At 70.6% G+C, this 15340-nt stretch carries 17 protein-coding genes; 6 read left to right on the forward strand and 11 right to left on the reverse strand.

Annotation, left to right across the window (positions count from 1 at the left end):
- The first annotated feature begins 3 nt into the window (after nucleotides 1-3).
- Together ASG60_RS15840 and ggt are read left to right on the forward strand one after the other, a co-directional pair.
- Nucleotides 4-492, forward strand: coding sequence for a hypothetical protein (locus ASG60_RS15840; protein ID WP_056386540.1), 489 nt, complete (start codon nucleotides 4-6; stop codon nucleotides 490-492).
- A complete protein-coding gene (ggt, locus tag ASG60_RS15845; RefSeq protein ID WP_056266687.1) occupies nucleotides 493-2223 on the forward strand; it encodes a gamma-glutamyltransferase in 1731 nt (576 codons plus the stop codon). It abuts the gene before it with no gap.
- 11 nt (nucleotides 2224-2234) lie between these two features.
- Here ggt and rpoN read toward each other — a convergent pair whose 3' ends face one another.
- From rpoN to ASG60_RS15875, 6 genes are all read right to left on the reverse strand, one after another.
- Complete coding sequence (gene rpoN, locus ASG60_RS15850) at nucleotides 2235-3806, reverse strand: RNA polymerase factor sigma-54 (protein WP_082479077.1); 1572 nt, start codon at nucleotides 3804-3806, stop codon at nucleotides 2235-2237.
- Between the two features lie 315 nt (nucleotides 3807-4121).
- Complete coding sequence (gene lptB / locus ASG60_RS15855; RefSeq protein ID WP_244473814.1) at nucleotides 4122-4913, reverse strand: LPS export ABC transporter ATP-binding protein; 792 nt, start codon at nucleotides 4911-4913, stop codon at nucleotides 4122-4124.
- A 53-nt stretch (nucleotides 4914-4966) separates the two neighbouring features.
- Complete coding sequence (locus ASG60_RS15860; protein ID WP_244476691.1) at nucleotides 4967-5710, reverse strand: LptA/OstA family protein; 744 nt, start codon at nucleotides 5708-5710, stop codon at nucleotides 4967-4969.
- Nucleotides 5707-6447 carry a hypothetical protein gene (locus ASG60_RS15865; protein ID WP_056386544.1) on the reverse strand — a complete coding sequence of 247 codons (741 nt, stop codon included), beginning with the start codon at nucleotides 6445-6447 and terminating at the stop codon, nucleotides 5707-5709. The genes ASG60_RS15860 and ASG60_RS15865 overlap by 4 nt, the downstream gene beginning before the upstream one ends.
- A 203-nt stretch (nucleotides 6448-6650) precedes the next feature.
- A complete protein-coding gene (locus tag ASG60_RS15870) occupies nucleotides 6651-7277 on the reverse strand; it encodes a ribonuclease D (protein ID WP_056386546.1) in 627 nt (208 codons plus the stop codon).
- A gap of 100 nt (nucleotides 7278-7377) precedes the next feature.
- On the reverse strand, nucleotides 7378-7809 hold the full coding sequence (locus ASG60_RS15875; RefSeq protein WP_056172419.1) for a helix-hairpin-helix domain-containing protein: 432 nt from the start codon (nucleotides 7807-7809) through the stop codon (nucleotides 7378-7380).
- A gap of 331 nt (nucleotides 7810-8140) precedes the next feature.
- Between ASG60_RS15875 and rpmF the strand changes: the two genes are divergently transcribed.
- Complete coding sequence (rpmF, locus tag ASG60_RS15880) at nucleotides 8141-8329, forward strand: 50S ribosomal protein L32 (RefSeq protein ID WP_018046018.1); 189 nt, start codon at nucleotides 8141-8143, stop codon at nucleotides 8327-8329.
- Nucleotides 8330-8486: 157 nt separating this feature from the next.
- Here the strand turns inward: rpmF and ASG60_RS22920 are convergent, their stop codons facing one another.
- Nucleotides 8487-8726: a hypothetical protein gene (locus ASG60_RS22920; RefSeq protein WP_156398929.1), complete on the reverse strand. Its 240-nt coding sequence runs from the start codon at nucleotides 8724-8726 to the stop codon at nucleotides 8487-8489.
- Between the two features lie 94 nt (nucleotides 8727-8820).
- Nucleotides 8821-9435 carry a polyhydroxyalkanoate synthesis repressor PhaR gene (phaR, locus tag ASG60_RS15885; protein WP_056172424.1) on the reverse strand — a complete coding sequence of 205 codons (615 nt, stop codon included), beginning with the start codon at nucleotides 9433-9435 and terminating at the stop codon, nucleotides 8821-8823.
- 328 nt (nucleotides 9436-9763) lie between these two features.
- Here phaR and ASG60_RS15890 point away from each other — a divergent pair, with 328 nt between their 5' ends.
- Together ASG60_RS15890 and phbB are read left to right on the forward strand one after the other, a co-directional pair.
- Nucleotides 9764-10945, forward strand: a complete 1182-nt coding sequence (locus ASG60_RS15890; RefSeq protein ID WP_056172427.1) for an acetyl-CoA C-acetyltransferase — start codon at nucleotides 9764-9766, stop codon at nucleotides 10943-10945.
- Between the two features lie 135 nt (nucleotides 10946-11080).
- Nucleotides 11081-11809 (forward strand): acetoacetyl-CoA reductase, encoded by a 729-nt coding sequence (phbB, locus tag ASG60_RS15895; RefSeq protein WP_056172430.1) that lies wholly within the window; start codon nucleotides 11081-11083, stop codon nucleotides 11807-11809.
- Between the two features lie 41 nt (nucleotides 11810-11850).
- Here the strand turns inward: phbB and ASG60_RS15900 are convergent, their stop codons facing one another.
- Nucleotides 11851-13080, reverse strand: coding sequence for a glycerophosphodiester phosphodiesterase family protein (locus ASG60_RS15900; RefSeq protein ID WP_056386548.1), 1230 nt, complete (start codon nucleotides 13078-13080; stop codon nucleotides 11851-11853).
- Nucleotides 13081-13253: 173 nt separating this feature from the next.
- Here ASG60_RS15900 and ASG60_RS15905 point away from each other — a divergent pair, with 173 nt between their 5' ends.
- Nucleotides 13254-14123, forward strand: coding sequence for a DMT family transporter (locus ASG60_RS15905; protein WP_056172437.1), 870 nt, complete (start codon nucleotides 13254-13256; stop codon nucleotides 14121-14123).
- Here ASG60_RS15905 and ASG60_RS15910 read toward each other — a convergent pair.
- Both ASG60_RS15910 and ASG60_RS23795 read right to left on the reverse strand, forming a co-directional pair.
- A complete protein-coding gene (locus ASG60_RS15910) occupies nucleotides 14120-14569 on the reverse strand; it encodes a cupin domain-containing protein (protein ID WP_056172440.1) in 450 nt (149 codons plus the stop codon). The two genes, ASG60_RS15905 and ASG60_RS15910, sit on opposite strands and share 4 nt — an antisense overlap.
- A 32-nt stretch (nucleotides 14570-14601) precedes the next feature.
- A complete protein-coding gene (locus ASG60_RS23795) occupies nucleotides 14602-15330 on the reverse strand; it encodes a hypothetical protein (RefSeq protein ID WP_200947681.1) in 729 nt (242 codons plus the stop codon).
- Nucleotides 15331-15340 lie beyond the last annotated feature (10 nt).

Consider the following 15340-nt stretch of genomic DNA (forward strand, 5'->3'; position numbering starts at 1 on the left):
ACCATGCGGTTCCTCGGCCGCGTCTTCGTCGGATGCCTCGCCCTGCTCCTGGCGATCCCGTGCGGCGCGTTCGTCCTCGGGCTGGGAGCCATGCTCGATCCGGTCTCACGCGACGTGCTCGGGAACCTCGGGCTCGCCGGCCTGTTCGAGGGGCTGAACGACCTCGCCTCCGGAATCGGCCCCGAGACGGTTCTGTTCGCCCTCGCCGCCTTCGCCCGCGCCCTGTTCCTCCTCCTCGTGCTGCCGCCCGTCGCCCTGGCGGTGATCGGCGAGACCCTGAACTGGCGGTCCGCCGCCTGGTACGGGGCCGGCACGGGCCTCCTCACGGCGCTCGTGCCGTGGCTCGCCCGGTCCGCGGCCCGCGCCGGCGACACGCAGGCCTTCGCCCAGGAGGGTCGCATCACCGCCATCCTGTTTCTCACGGGCGCGGCCTCGGGCCTCGTCTATTGGCTGGTGGCGGGCCGCTTCGGCCCGCGCGACGGAGCCGTGTGAATGCGCCGCCAGACCCCAGTCCTCGCCCTCTGCCTCCTGCTCGGCCTCCCCCACGCGGCGTGGGCTCAGGCGGATTCCTCGCCGATCCAGTCGGACACCGCCCGGATGCTGCCGGTACTGGCCGCGCACGGCATGGTCTCCTCGCAGGAGGCGCGGGCGACGCGGGTCGGCGTCGCGATCCTCAAGGCCGGCGGCAACGCCGTCGATGCCGCCGTGGCCGTGGGCTTCGCGCTGGCCGTCACCCTGCCGCGCGCGGGCAACCTCGGCGGCGGCGGCTTCATGATGGTGCATCGGGCGAGCCCCGCCGAGACCGTGGCCATCGACTACCGCGAGACCGCCCCGGCGGCGGCCCGCGCCGACATGTTCCTCGACGCGCGGGGCGAGCCCGACCACGCCGCCTCCACCCGCACGGGCAAGGCGGTCGGCGTGCCCGGCACCGTGCGGGGCTTGGCCGAGGCGCACCGGCTCTACGGGTCGGGCCGCTTCACCCTCGCCGACCTCGTCGCCCCGGCCGAGCGGCTGGCTCGCGAGGGCATCGACGTCGAGGCCGGCCTCGCCGATTCCCTGCCCCGCGCCGTCGACCTGCTCGGGCGCTGGCCGTCGAGCCGAGCGATCTTCTTTGCCGGCGACAGACCACTCCGTCGCGGCGAGCGGCTGGTGCAGACCGACCTCGCCGCAACGCTGCGGGCCATCGCCAAGGACGGCCCCGACGCGTTCCACACCGGCCCCATCGCGGTGGCCATCGCGCGGGCCGTTCAGGAGGCCGGCGGCGTCGTGACGGCGGAGGACTTAGCCGCCTACCGACCGGTGATCCGCCAACCCGTGCGCGGCACCTATCGGGGCCTGTCCATCGCATCGATGCCGCCCCCGAGTTCGGGGGGGATCCACCTCATCGAGATCCTGAACATGCTGGAGGGCTTCGATCTCGCCCGGATGGGGGCGGGCAGCGCCGACGCGATCCACACCCTCGCCGAGTCGATGAAGCCGGCCTATGCCGACCGGGCCACCTGGCTCGGCGACCCGGCGCGGTCGCAGATCCCCGTCGAGGGGCTGACGGCCAAATCCTACGCCGAGGGGTTGCGCGCGGCCATCGACCCGGCCCGCGCCCGTCCGGCGGCGGAGGTAAAGGCCGGCGATCCCCTCCCCCACGAGTCCGACCAGACCACGCATTTCTCGGTGATGGATGCCGAGGGCAACGCGGTCTCGAACACCACCACCCTGAACTTTTCCTACGGGATGGGCCTCGTCGCCCCCGGCACCGGGGTGCTGCTCAACAACGAGATGGACGACTTTTCCGCCAAGACCGGGGCGCTCAACGCCTATGGCCTCGTCGGCGGCAAGGCCAACGCCGTGGCGCCGGGCGCCCGGCCCCTGTCCTCCATGACGCCGGCCTTCGTGTTCCGGGACGGCAAGCTGCTCCTCGTGACGGGGAGTCCGGGCGGCAGCCGCATCATCTCGACGGTGCTGCAGACCATCGTCAACGTGGTCGATTTCCGCATGAACCTGCTGCAGGCGGTGGCGGCTCCGCGCATCCACCACCAGTGGCGCCCGGACGTGCTCACGGTGGAGGAAGGCGTCTCGCCCGACACCCTCGCGATCCTGCGGGCGCGCGGCCACCGGGTGGTGGTGGCGCCGGCCTCGGGCTCGGCCAATTCGGTGATGACCGCGGACGGGCTCGTGGCCGGAGCGGCCGACCCCCGCCAGCGCGGCACCCTGGCGGAGGGGTACTGAGGGGGGCTCCCCTACCGCGCGTAGGCGAAGTGCTCGCGCCTGCGCTCGATGGAGGAGGGAATCCGTAGGGATTCCCGGTACTTCGCCACCGTGCGGCGGGCGATGTCGATGCCCTCGTCGCGCAGTTTCTGCACCAGGGCGTCGTCGGAGAGCACGTCGCTGCGGGCCTCGCCGTCGACGAGCTGCTTGATCCGGTGGCGCACGGCCTCCGAGGAATGCGCGGCGGTGCCGGCGGCGCCCGGAATGGCGGCCGTGAAGAAGTACTTCATCTCCAGGGTGCCCCGGCTCGTGCCGATGGACTTGTTCGAGGTCACCCGCGAGACGGTGGATTCGTGCATGCCGATGGCCTCGGCGACGGTCTTGAGGTTGAGGGGGCGCAGGTGCGCGACCCCGTGCAGGAAGAACGCGTCCTGCTGGCGCACGATCTCGGAGGCGACCTTGAGGATAGTGCGGGCGCGCTGCTCCAGGCTGCGGGTGAGCCAGTTCGCCGTCTGCAGGCATTCGGACAGGAACGCCTTGTCGCCCTCGGCCTGCGCCCCGCGCGAGACGCGGGCGTAGTAGCTCTGGTTCACCAGAACGCGCGGCAGGGCCTCGGCGTTCAATTCCACCAGCCACGACCCGTCGGGGGCGGCGCGCACGAACACGTCGGGGATCAGCACCTCGACGGCCCGGGCCCCGAAGGCGCGGCCGGGCTTCGGGTCGAGGCGGCGCAGCTCGGCCAGCATGTCGACGAGGTCCTCGTCGTCGACGCCGCAGAGGCGCCGGAGCGAGGCGAAATCGCGCTTGGCCACGAGGTCGAGGCGCGAGACCAGGGCCTGCATCGCCGGATCGAACCGGTCGCGGTCGCGCAGCTGCAGGGCGAGGCATTCGGCGAGGTCGCGGGCGGCGATGCCGGCCGGCTCGAAGCTCTGCACCAGTTTCAGCACGCGCGCGACGGTGTCGAGGGACGTGCCGAGCCGCTCGGCGAGGTCGTCGATGGATTCGCGGCAGTAGCCGGCGTCGTCCACGGCATCGATGAGGAAGCCGGCGATGAGACGGTCGGCCGGATCGCGGGTGGCGAGGTCGAGCTGGGCGACCAGATGCTCGCGCAGGGACATCTCGGAGGTGAGGGTCGCTTCGAAATCCGGGGCCTCGCCGTCGAAGGAGCCTCCGGTGTTGCCGTAGGGTGCCGGTGTCAGGGACAGCATGTCGCCCGACGCGGCCTCGCGGGCATGGGTGGGGTTCTCGTCCGCGAACACGTTGTCGAGGCGGGTGTCGAGGGCGCCCTCCATGTCGGCGCCGCTCGCCGTCAGGGTGGTGGCGATCCAGGGCTCTTCGCCCCCCTCGAAATCGCCGCCGTCGAAATCGCCCCCCTCCTCGCCCTGGCGGTCGACGGAGGATTCGGACGGGGTCTCGCCGGGGGTACGCTCGTCCCCGGTTTCGCCCTCGGCGCGTTCGAGGAGCGGATTGCGCTCGAGTTCCGCGTCCACATAGGCGGTGAGGTCGAGATGGGAGAGTTGAAGGAGCTTGATCGCCTGCAGGAGCTGAGGCGTCATCACCAGGGCTTGGCCCTGGCGCATTTCCAGCCGTTGCACCAGACTCATGGTAAGGTCCCGATCCCCGAGTCGCACCTCCGCTCGGCGGCGCGCGGCAGCGCGGGCCGAACTTCGGCATCAATCTTGCTTCTTTTTGCCGTTTCGAGGTTTAGCCCCAACCTGCGCCCACGTCAAAGTGTGTTGGGTGCTCGGTGCCTAAAAATTGCCCAGCCGCCTGCACGCGCCGCCGCGGCGTGGTGTCAGCATCACATCGGGGCGGTAACGAAAGCCTTCCCGGACGCGGCGGACGACGCGTCTCGGATGGGGCGAAATGGGCCGTCGCGGGGCCGCACTCGGTTCGGGGGCCGTTTCAGCAAACCCGGCTTAGAGGCGGAAATCCTCGCCGAGATAGAGCCGCCGCGCGTCGGGGTTGGCGACGATCTCCTCGGGCGTGCCCTCCGTGAGGATCCGGCCCGAATGGGCGATGTAGGCCCGGTCGATGAGCCCCAGGGTCTCGCGCACGTTGTGGTCGGTGATGAGCACGCCGATGCCGCGCTGCTTCAGGTGCTTCACCAGATCCTGGATGTCCCCCACCGCGATGGGGTCGATGCCCGCGAAGGGCTCGTCGAGCAGCATGAAGCTGGGGGACGAGGCCAGCGCCCGGGCGATCTCGCAGCGCCGGCGCTCGCCGCCCGACAGGGCGATGGAGGGGGACTTGCGCAGGCGCGCGATGTCGAACTCCTCCAGCAGGGAGTCGAGCTTCTTCGCCCGCTCCTTGCGGTCGGGCTCGGCCACTTCGAGCACGGCCCGGATGTTGTCCTCCACCGTGAGGCCGCGGAAGATCGAGGCTTCCTGCGGCAGGTAGCCGATGCCGAGGCGCGCGCGCTGGTACATCGGCAGGTGGGTGATCGGCAGGCCGTCGAGGCTGATCGATCCGCGATCGGCCGAGACGAGGCCGGTGATCATGTAGAAGATCGTGGTCTTGCCGGCGCCGTTGGGACCGAGCAGACCCACCGCCTCGCCGTTGCGCACGGTGAGGCCGGCCTCGTGCACCACGGTGCGGGCGCCGTAGCTCTTGCGCAGGCCGCGCACGTGCAGGATGCCCGGCCCGCCGCCCTCGGCGAGGATCGCGGCCTCGCGCGCGGCGGCCGCGTCGCGGCGGCCCCGACCGAACATCCGGCTGAACGGGGACGGCTGGACCGGGGCGGCAGACACCGGCGACGCGGCGCTCAATTCGCCTGCGCCCGGGGCTTGGCCGCCTCGGCGGGCTTGCCGTCCGCCGGTTTCTGGACAGCCTTGGCCGCGGCGGGGGGCGTCGCGCAGCCCTTGCCGGTCTTCGGGCCGTCCTCCTTCTGCGGCACGAACAGGGCCGAGACCCGGCCGCCGGCCACGGGGTCCATGTTCGCCCGGCCAGTGTTCATGTCGTAGACGAGGCGCGAGCCGCGGGTCACGTTCTGGCACTGGCTGAGCACGACGTTGCCGGTGACCACGATGCGCTTGGCCTCCTGGTCGAACACGGCGTTGTCGCCCGTCGCGACCTGGTCCTTCTGCACCACGGTGACGGGGCCGGCGCACTCGACGCGCTGGATGCCGTTCTCGCCCATCCCGCCGGCGGGTTTTTCCGAGGCCTCGGCCGTGTCGGCGGCCGGCTCCCGGGCCGCGTCCCCCTTCTTGTCGTCTTTCTTGCCCCGCTTGTACCGCACGGTCATGCTGGAACAGCGGATGGTGCTGTCGCCCTGCACGGCCACCACGTTGCCGGCGAACACGGCCTTGTTCTCGCGGTCGAACACGTCGAGGCGGTCGGCGTCGATCTTGATCGGCTCCTTGCCGCCGCCGCCGAGATTGCCGAGGCCGCCGGCGGGCTTCTCCTTCTTCGGAGCGGGGGCGGCCGTCTGCGCACCGGCCGGCACCGCGAGGGCGAGACCGGCGGCGAGGGCCGCCCAGCCGAGGGCGAGGGACCGCAGGGCGATCACGGGCGGGACTCCCCATCCGTCGGCTCGGCCGCGGAGGTGAGGACGCGGGGGGGCTTGGCGGGTTTGTCCGGCCTGTCGAGTTCGTGCAGCACCGTGTGGACGTTGCCCACGAAGGAGATGACGTGGCCGCTGTCGGTGACGTCGAGGGTGTCGGCCACCACGGTGCCGCTCGGGATCGTCACCGTGACGGTCTCGTTCGACTTGACCGTGCCGGCCTTGAAATCGACGGCGGCCGACTTCAGGCGGATCTCCTCGCCCTTGTCGGTCCAGATCCGGATGTCCTGCTCCAGGATCAGGGCTTCCCGCGCCGTGTCGAACAGGCCCGACGCCGCCTCGAGATGGGCGCGGCCGCCCTTGTCGTCGGTGTTGAGGCGGCCCTTCATGGCCTGCAATTCAATGAGGGTCGGCTTGCGCACGTCCTGGAACGCCGCCGTGGCCGTGACCTCGTAGCCGCGCTCGCCCTGGCGGAAGCCGGACAGGCGCGGGCTCTCCATCTTCACCTTGGTGCCGGACAGGCTGACGGGGCCGACGCTCACGCCCGGCAGGCTCGTGCCGAACGGATTGAACAGGACGGCCGCGAGGGCCAGCACCGCCGTGCCGGCCACCAGGGGGATGACCCGCCGCAGGGTTCGGACGCGGGTGCTGTGGCTGCGGGCGCGCGCATGGGCGCGGGTGCGGCGCGCATCGGCGCGCGGGCCGCCGGATGTCTCGGTCTCGATGGCCTCGCCCACCTGCATGACAGTCCCAAACATGCCGCCGGATGCGCGCGGGCCATGGCGAAGTTATGACCACCCCGTTGCCAAATCATCAAGGGCGCCCGCACGCCCGGCCGCGCTCATGTGCGAGGACGCACCGCCCCATGGAAGCGAGGCCCTGTCCAAGACGAAGGCTTGGCGAAGACAGAGACTTGCCGAAGACGAAGGCTCGGCGAAGAATTCCGTCAGGTGTGGGCGAAGATGTCGGTCTCCGGCCAGCCGGCGAGGTCGAGGCGAGCGCGGGTCGGCAGGAAGTCGAAGCAGGCCTGGGCCATCTCCGTCCGCCCCTCGCGGGCCAGCATCGCGTCGAGGCGGCAACGGGCGGCGTGGAGATAGAGGACGTCGGAGGCCGCGTAGTCGATCTGCGCCTGACTCAGGGTCTCGGCGCCCCAGTCGGAGGATTGCTGCTGCTTCGACAGGTCGACGCCGACGAGTTCGCGGACCACATCCTTGAGCCCATGGCGGTCGGTGTAGGTCCGCGCGAGCTTCGAGGCGATCTTGGTGCAGTAGACCGGGGCAGGCATCACCCCGAGCGCGTTGAACAGCACGGCGAGGTCGAACCGGCCGAAATGGAAGATCTTGAGGGTGCCGGGATCGCCCATCACCCGGGCGAGGACCTCCGGCACCGGGCCGCCGGGGATGATCTGCACCACATCGGCGCTGCCGTCCCCCCGCGAGATCTGAACCACGCAGAGCCGGTCCCGGTGCGGGTTCAGCCCGAGGGTCTCCGTGTCGATGGCGATGGCGGGGCCGGCGACGTAATCGGCGGGCAGGTCGCCACGATGGACGCGCACGAGGGGTTGGGGCGGCATGGGGGACTTCGCGGATGGAGACAGACGGCTCCGCGCGTAACACCCGGCCCCCGGGCGGACAAGCGCGGCGGATACCCGATCCGCCGCGCGCCATGAGCGCTTACTTCTGCTTGGCGATCACCTTGTCCTTGATACCGTCGTAGACGCCCTGCGACAGGACCTTCTTCGAGACGAGCTCGTCCTTGCCGCGATAGGGCCGGCCCTTGACGATGGCGGCGGCGCGGGCCGCGCCGATGCCCGGCAGGGCATCGAGTTCGGCGGGACTGGCGCTGTTGAGGTCGATGAGCGCGGCCTTGCCCGTCTCGTGCTTGCCCGTCTCGGCCTTGCCCGACTCGGGCTGGGCGGCCGTCGTCGGCGCCTTCGGCGGCGTGACGGTGGGGGGAGTGGGATTCGAGGGCGCCGGCACCGCCGGGGCAGGCTTCGTCGTGGGGATTGTGGGGCTCGGGGCAGAAGGGCTCGGAGCCTGCGCCAGTGCGGGAACGGTGGCGAGGCCGGCCAGGACGACGAGGCTGCGAAGAAGGGATGACGGCATGGGACACTCCCGGGTCGATGGCGTGATCGCGGTGCCGCGCCAACCTTCGAAGACCTAGACAAACGGGGTTGAACCGCCGCTTAACGATGCGATTGCGCCGCGCAGGCCTTGGCGGAACGCCGGATCACCGCGCGAGATCTTGATCCGTACGCTTTTCCGCCCGTATCGCCGCGGCGGAGACCGGCTCCACTTTTCCGCCCGGTGCCCTAGCCAGGACGACCGCGCGCGGCTATAAGCCCGGCCTCGAATCTCCGTTTGAACACGGTGCCGAGGCGTCCTCCCGGAGGGGGATCGCCTGAGGCGCCCTTTTTGCCATCGACAGGATCATCCCATGGCCGTTCCGAAGCGCAAGACCTCCCCCTCGCGGCGCGGCATGCGCCGGTCCGCCGACGCCCTCAAGGCTCCGACCTACGTCGCCGACAAGGATTCGGGCGAGCTGCGCCGTCCCCACCACATCGACCTGAAGACCGGCATGTACCGCGGCCGTCAGGTCCTCAAGGTGAAGTCGGCCGAGGCCTGAACCCGACGCCGCGCCCTCGGGCGGGATGGCCGCTCCGGCGGCCCGGGTTCGACGGACCGCGCCCGTAGACCAGGTCTGACGGAAGACCGGGTCCTACGGAGCGCGAACAGACCGTGCCCTGCGAGAGCGGGCGCGGTTTTTCGTATTGGACCGATGATCAGGCGATGCGTCGACTCGCAGCCGCATAGGTGGCCGCGGCCAGGCGCGTCCGCTCCAGCCGTGCGGGGCGCATGGCCGGGTCGGCACTGACGAGAAGGTGGGTGAGGAAACCCGCATTCGCCCGTGCGGAGGCGCCACGCCGGAAGCCCTGCGCTTCGACGCCGCCGGGAACCACCACGAGATCGTAGACCGGCGCCTGTTCCGTTTCCGGACGTCGGCCTGTTCCAGATCGCCCCATCGCATCCATTCCCGTGTGAACCGGGGTGAGATGCGCAAGAGGTGGGCCGACGTTAACGGTTCGTCAACCTTTCATCCGGGCCGGCGACGGGACCCTACTTCTTCGAGAGATCCTCGAGGCGCGACTGCATCTCGGCCATCTGGCGCTTGAGATCGTCGAGGTCGGCCCCCGTGGGCGTCGGAACCGCCGCCTGCGCCGGGCGCGGCGCGGCGGAGGGGTGCGAGCCCATGCCCGAGAGGGGACCCGTGCCGAAGGTCGTGAACATCTTCATGGCGTCGCCGAAGAAGCTCATGTTGGCCCGCACCTGCTCCTCCATGGCGTTCTGGAACACCGTGGGGGCGAAGCTCTGGGTCATCTTCTCGCGCAGACCGTCCTGGTCGCGGGCGAAGTTGGCCATGGAGAATTCGAGGAAGCTCGGCACCATGGTGCGCATGCTGTCGCCGTAGAAGCGAATGAGCTGGCGCAGGAACGCGACCGGCAGCAGGTTGTCGTCGCCGGCCTTGTTCTCCTGCTCGAAGATGATCTGGGTGAGCACCGAGCGGGTGATGTCGTCGCCCGAACGGGCGTCGTAGACGAGGAAGTCCTCACCGTTCTGGACCATCGTCGAGAGATCCTCGAGGGTGACGTAGGTCGAGGTGCCGGTATGGTAGAGGCGCCGGTTGGCGTACTTCTTGATAACGGTGTGGTTGGACTTACCGTTGTCCGCCATCTCTGGGGGCCTCTCCCAACGCGATCATGCAGGTCGCTCGATCCTTGCGGCTCGATCTTCGACGACGCACACGGAGCCGTGAACACTCCAGATCCGCCTGGATTCATCTTAAAGCGTTCGCCCGCCGACGAAAACACCTATCTGACCGCCGTCCACGCGGAATAGTGCCGGTCTCCGCACCCACGGGCATGACAGAGCCTCCGCGTCCTCGCCAAAGCGCCTTGACTTCGCGGGGTCGTGGGCTTTCATCCGATGGCAACGGCACAAGGCGCGCACGCTCACCCGTAAGCGACAACGCAGCGCCGGCCGGCATGAGGAGAACGTCACCATGGCAGCAGAAGATATCGTCATCGTCGGGGCGGCCCGCACCGCCGTCGGTTCGTTCGGCGGCGCCTTCAACACCGTACCCGCCCATGACCTCGGGGCCGTGGCGATCAAGGCCGCCCTGGAGCGGGCCGGCGTCTCCCCCGACGACGTGGACGAGGTGATCTTCGGTCAGGTGCTCACCGCCGGCGCCGGACAGAACCCGGCCCGCCAGGCCGCCATCAAGGCCGGCATCCCCGAGAAGGCCACGGCCTGGGGCGTCAACCAGGTTTGCGGCTCGGGGCTTCGCACCGTCGCCCTCGGCATGCAGCAGATCGCCAACGGCGACGCCACGGTCATCGTGGCCGGCGGCCAGGAATCCATGTCGCTCTCCCCCCACGCGCAGTACCTGCGCGGCGGCCAGAAGATGGGCGACGTCAAGCTCGTCGACACCATGATCAAGGACGGCCTGTGGGACGCCTTCAACGGCTACCACATGGGCACCACCGCCGAGAACGTGGCCCAGGCCTTCCAGCTCACCCGCGAGCAGCAGGACGAGTTCGCGACGAAGTCGCAGAACAAGGCCGAGGCCGCCCGCAAGGAAGGCCGCTTCAAGGACGAGATCTGCCCCGTCACCGTGCCGGGCCGCAAGGGCGACACCATCGTCGACACCGACGAGTACATCCGTGACGGCGCCACCATCGAGGCGATGGCCAAGCTCAAGCCCGCCTTCTCGAAGGACGGCACCGTGACGGCCGCCAACGCGTCGGGCCTCAACGACGGCGCCGCCGCCATCGTGCTGATGTCCGCCTCCGAGGCCGAGCGCCGGGGCATCACGCCGCTCGCCCGCATCGTGTCCTGGGCCACCGCCGGCGTCGACCCGAAGGTGATGGGCACCGGCCCGATCCCGGCCTCGCGCAAGGCCCTGGACAAGGCCGGCTGGACGCCGTCCGACCTCGACCTGATCGAGGCCAACGAGGCCTTCGCCGCCCAGGCGCTCGCCGTGAACAAGGACATGGGCTGGGACACCGACAAGGTGAACGTCAACGGCGGCGCCATCGCCATCGGCCACCCCATCGGCGCCTCCGGCGCCCGCGTCCTCGTCACCCTGCTGCACGAGCTCAAGCGCCGCGACGCCAAGAAGGGTCTCGCCACCCTGTGCATCGGCGGTGGCATGGGCGTCGCCATGTGCATCGAGCGCGTCTGATCGAACGGCCTTGCGGCGCCATAATTCTTGATGGCGCCGCAAATTTAAATGGGTCGCGCGCCGGCTGCCTCGCCAGCTAAAGCCGCGCACGACCCACTCGCGAACCTGCCAAAAAAACACGAACCGGAGGATATCATGGCTCAAGAACGCGTCGCCCTCGTCACGGGTGGAACGCGCGGCATCGGTGCCGCCATCTCGAAGGGCCTTCAGGCCAAGGGCTACAAGGTCGCCGCCAATTACGGCGGCAACGACGAAGCCGCCAACGCCTTCAAGGCCGAGACCGGCATTCCGGTCTTCAAGTTCGATGTCGGCGATTACGCCGCCTGCGAGGCCGGCATCAAGCAGATCGAATCGGACGTCGGCCCCATCGACATCCTGGTGAACAACGCCGGCATCACCCGCGACGGCGCGTTCCACAAGATGAGCTTCGAGAAGTGGCAGGCGGTCATCAAGACCAACCTCGATTCGATGTTCACCTGCACGCGTCCGCTCATCGAAGGCATGCGTTCGCGCAACTTCGGCCGCATCATCCTGATCTCGTCGATCAACGGCCAGAAGGGCCAGGCCGGCCAGACCAACTACTCGGCCGCCAAGGCCGGCGTCATCGGCTTCGCCAAGGCGCTCGCCCAGGAGAGCGCCGGCAAGGGCATCACCGTCAACGTGATCGCGCCGGGCTACGTCGCGACCGAGATGGTGATGGCGGTGGCGGAGGACATCCGCAACAAGATCATCTCCACGATCCCCGTCGGCCGCCTCGGCGAGGCCGAGGAGATCGCCCGCGCGGTGGAGTACCTCGCGGCGGAAGATTCGGGCTTCGTCACCGGCTCGACGCTCACCATCAACGGCGGCCAGTACATCGCCTGATCCGGCTCCCGCGCGGCTTCCCCGAGGGGGAGCCGCGCCCCTCACTCGATCCCCATGCAGTTGGCGTAGAACGTCGTCGTCGCCGGCCAGTCCGAGAAGACCCCCGTCACACCCACGTCCCGGTACAGGACGTCGAGGAGGGCGAGCACGTCGCCGTCCCGCTCGATCAGCGGCCGGATGGACTTGTAGTAGTATCCGCCCCCGCCCTTCAGCGGTCCCGAGCGCTCCAACGACCAGGTGATCAGCTCGAGGCCGGCGGCCTTCGCCGCGCGCGCGTAGGCGGACGGCTCGATGCCCCCGCCGGCCCCCACCCGCACCAGCATCCAGAGCGGCGGCGCCAGCGTGCGCAGGCCGAGGGCGGCGAGGTCCGCCATGCCGGGTTTCCAGCTCGCGGGCGTCTCGGGGTCGAAGCCCGGATCGGTCTCGTCGCGGTTGTCGAGCCAAAGCGCCTGCCGGCCGAAGTCCGGCTCCGCCTCCAGCCAATACAGGATGTCCCGCAGCTGGAAACTCTGCGGCCGGACGTCGGCGGCCGGCACCCCCGCCTGGCGGTAGGCATCGATCATCGCCTGCGCGTACTGATCCTGAGTGTAGCCCCCGAACGGCATCGCGACCTCGGGCGCCTTCAGTTCCGGGATGAACCGGCGCCCCAGGGATTTCACCAGGGCGATGTACTCGCCGTGGGTCATCGGGGTGCCGGTGGTGGCGTAGAGGTCCGTACGCCAGCGCGGGGTGGCGTTCATGTAGGCGGCGCGGGTCGTGGCCTCCGCGTCGAAGGCGTCCATCTTTCCGTTCAGGGTCCGGAACTCGGCCAGCGTCAGGTCGCTGGTGCAGCAGCGCGCGCTCGCCTTGCGCCCGGTGGCGGGATCGGCCGGTTGGAAGTCGCGGCTGCATTTCGCCGCGAGTTCGGGCCGCGTCAGGATGTCGGTGGTGGTGTGGAGGTCGCACTGCGCATGCCGGCAGACCAGGTGCCGGTCCCGCGTGAAGACGACGTCGCATTCGATCGAACCGGCCCCCATGCGGGCCGCCGCGCGGACGCCCTCCCGGGTGTGCTCGGGAAATTGCAGCGGGGCGCCTCGATGCGCGATCGAGAAGGCGCGGGCCGTGTAGGTTCTGTCGGAACCGCAGGCCCGAAGGCGATCCTGCACCGGGCCGGGCTTCATGCTGTCGACGAGGTAGAACGGACGCGGTCCGATCTGAGCGATCTCGCCAGCGCGCGCCTCGCCACCGGACAGCCCGGCGAGGAGCGCCGCTCCCAGGATGATGCTCCGCATGGCTCTCTGCGCTCCACGCTTCGTTCACACCGGTATCGAGCGGTAGCCCGGAACCGTGACCGGCCCGTGAAAGACTGGTGGCGCACCGATGTTGCCTTTCGGCGTGCCGGCGTGGAACAGGGGCCTCCGCGCGCGCCACCCCGGCCCTTCCAAGTCCACCCCGGCCCTTTTCCATGTCCACCGCGACCCTTCTCGGCTTCGGTGCTATCCTGCTGTGGTCGCTGCTCGCCCTGCTGACGGCGCTGTCGGGGGCGGTACCGCCGTTCCAGCTCGCCGCGATGACCTTCGCCATCGGGGGACTCGCGGGCTGCGCCAGCTGGATCGTGCGTCCGCCGGGTCTTCGTGCCCTGCGTCAACCCTGGCCGGTCTGGCTCCTCGGCATCGGCGGCCTGTTCGGCTACCATTCCCTCTACTTCGCCGCGCTGCGCCTCGCGCCGCCGGCGGAAGCCGGCCTGATCAACTATCTCTGGCCCCTGCTCATCGTGCTCCTGTCGGCGCAGATGCCGGGCGCGGCCGGCCTGCGCGCCGGGCATCTCGTCGGCGCCGCCCTGGGCTTGGCCGGCGTCGTGGCCCTGTTCGCCGGGCGGGGCGGCCTCGATTTCCAGCCCGGGGCACTGCCCGGCTACCTCGCGGCTCTGGCGGCCGCCTTCGTCTGGTCGGCCTATTCCGTGCTCTCCGCGCGGGTCGGCGCGGTGCCGACGGACGCGGTGGCGGGCTTCTGCCTCGGCACCGCCGCCCTGAGCCTCGCCTGCCATTGGGCCTTCGAGACGACGCTGTGGCCGGTGGGCGCCGTGCAATGGGGCGCAGTCCTCGCCCTCGGCCTCGGCCCCGTGGGCGCCGCCTTCTACCTCTGGGACGTCGGCGTGAAGCGGGGCGACCTTCGGCTCCTCGGCGTCGCCGCCTATGCGGCGCCCGTGCTCTCGACCATCACCCTCGTGGCCGGCGGCTACGCGGACCCGAGCCCAGCCCTTGGACTGGCCTGCGCCCTCATCATCCTGGGCGCCGGGATCGCCGTCCGGGCCTCGCGGGCCGGCGACCGTTAGGTCCGCGGGGTCGGCCGCCAGTCCGGGGGAGCCATCTCGAAGCCGGCGAACTCGAAGGCCGGCGCGACCGTGCAGCCGACCAGCGTCCAGGCCCCGAGGCTCGTGGCCGTCTGCCAATGGCCGGCCGGCACGACGATCTGCGGCTGCTGCCCGCGCGCGAGGTCGGGCCCGAGATAGGCCGCCGTCGCGTCGTGCCCGTTGGGGCTCTGGGTGATCACCAGCGGCGCGCCAGCGTGCCAGTGCCAGATCTCGGCGGCATCGACCCGGTGCCACTCCGAGACCTCGCCCGTATCGAGCAGGTAATAGATCGCGCTGCCGACGGAGCGCCCGTCGATGGTGCGGGCATCGCGAAAGGTCTCGCGGTAATGCCCGCCCTCCGGGTGCGGGGCCAACCGCAAGCGGGCGATGATTTCGGCGGCGGTCGGGCCGCCCGGTCCAGGGCCCATGGGCATTCCGTTCTGTTGCGGGTGAGACGGCATCAGGGCTCCAGGGCCGAGGCCGGCAGCCGCATCCCCGGAGGGGCTTCGGGCGCCGTCTTCGGACGGGCCTTGGGCTTGGTGCCCGGGTTGGATCTGGCCACGGGGGCCGCCTTGACGGTCGGCGCCTCGCCGCAGGACTGGAAGGCGAGCTGTGCCAGGGGCTGGCCCGCCTCCGAGACGATGTTGAGGGTGTCGGGCAGGGGCGTCGGGGTCGCGTCCCAGCGGATGGTCCCACCCTTCGCCCCCTCCAAGGCGGCGGGCGCGCCGCCCCGGCGCAGGGCGTACAGGTCCGGCCCGTAGGCGGTCGCGACCTTGCCGGCGATGACGACCTGCAGCACCCGCGCCGTCTCCGGCGTCAGCGGCAGCAGGGGGTTCTCGACCACGATGAGCCCGGTCCGGGTGACCCAGACGGAGAAGTTCTTCGGTCCCTCGTAGAGGGCGGCCTTCTCCGCGCAGGCGACGGTGAGGTCCGCACGCGGGGCGGGTGGCGGCGCCGCCGGCGTGAGGGTCTCCGGTGCGCTGGCGGCGGGCGGCGGCGCGACCGGCTTCGGCTTGGCCGGCGCGACCTTGCGGGGCACCGGCTTTCGCACCGGGGCGGCGGCGGCCGGTTCGTCCGGCGCCGGCTCCTGAGCCGCGGCGGCGTGCGTCCAGGCGGCGAGGAGCGCGGCGAGGGCCAGGCGGGCCGCAGGACCCGAGCGGGTCGTGGGGGTCGGGCGGGTGGGACGCATCCGCGGATCC

Origin of the sequence: Methylobacterium sp. Leaf469 (genome assembly GCF_001424745.1) — a bacterium.
Lineage (GTDB): Bacteria > Pseudomonadota > Alphaproteobacteria > Rhizobiales > Beijerinckiaceae > Methylobacterium.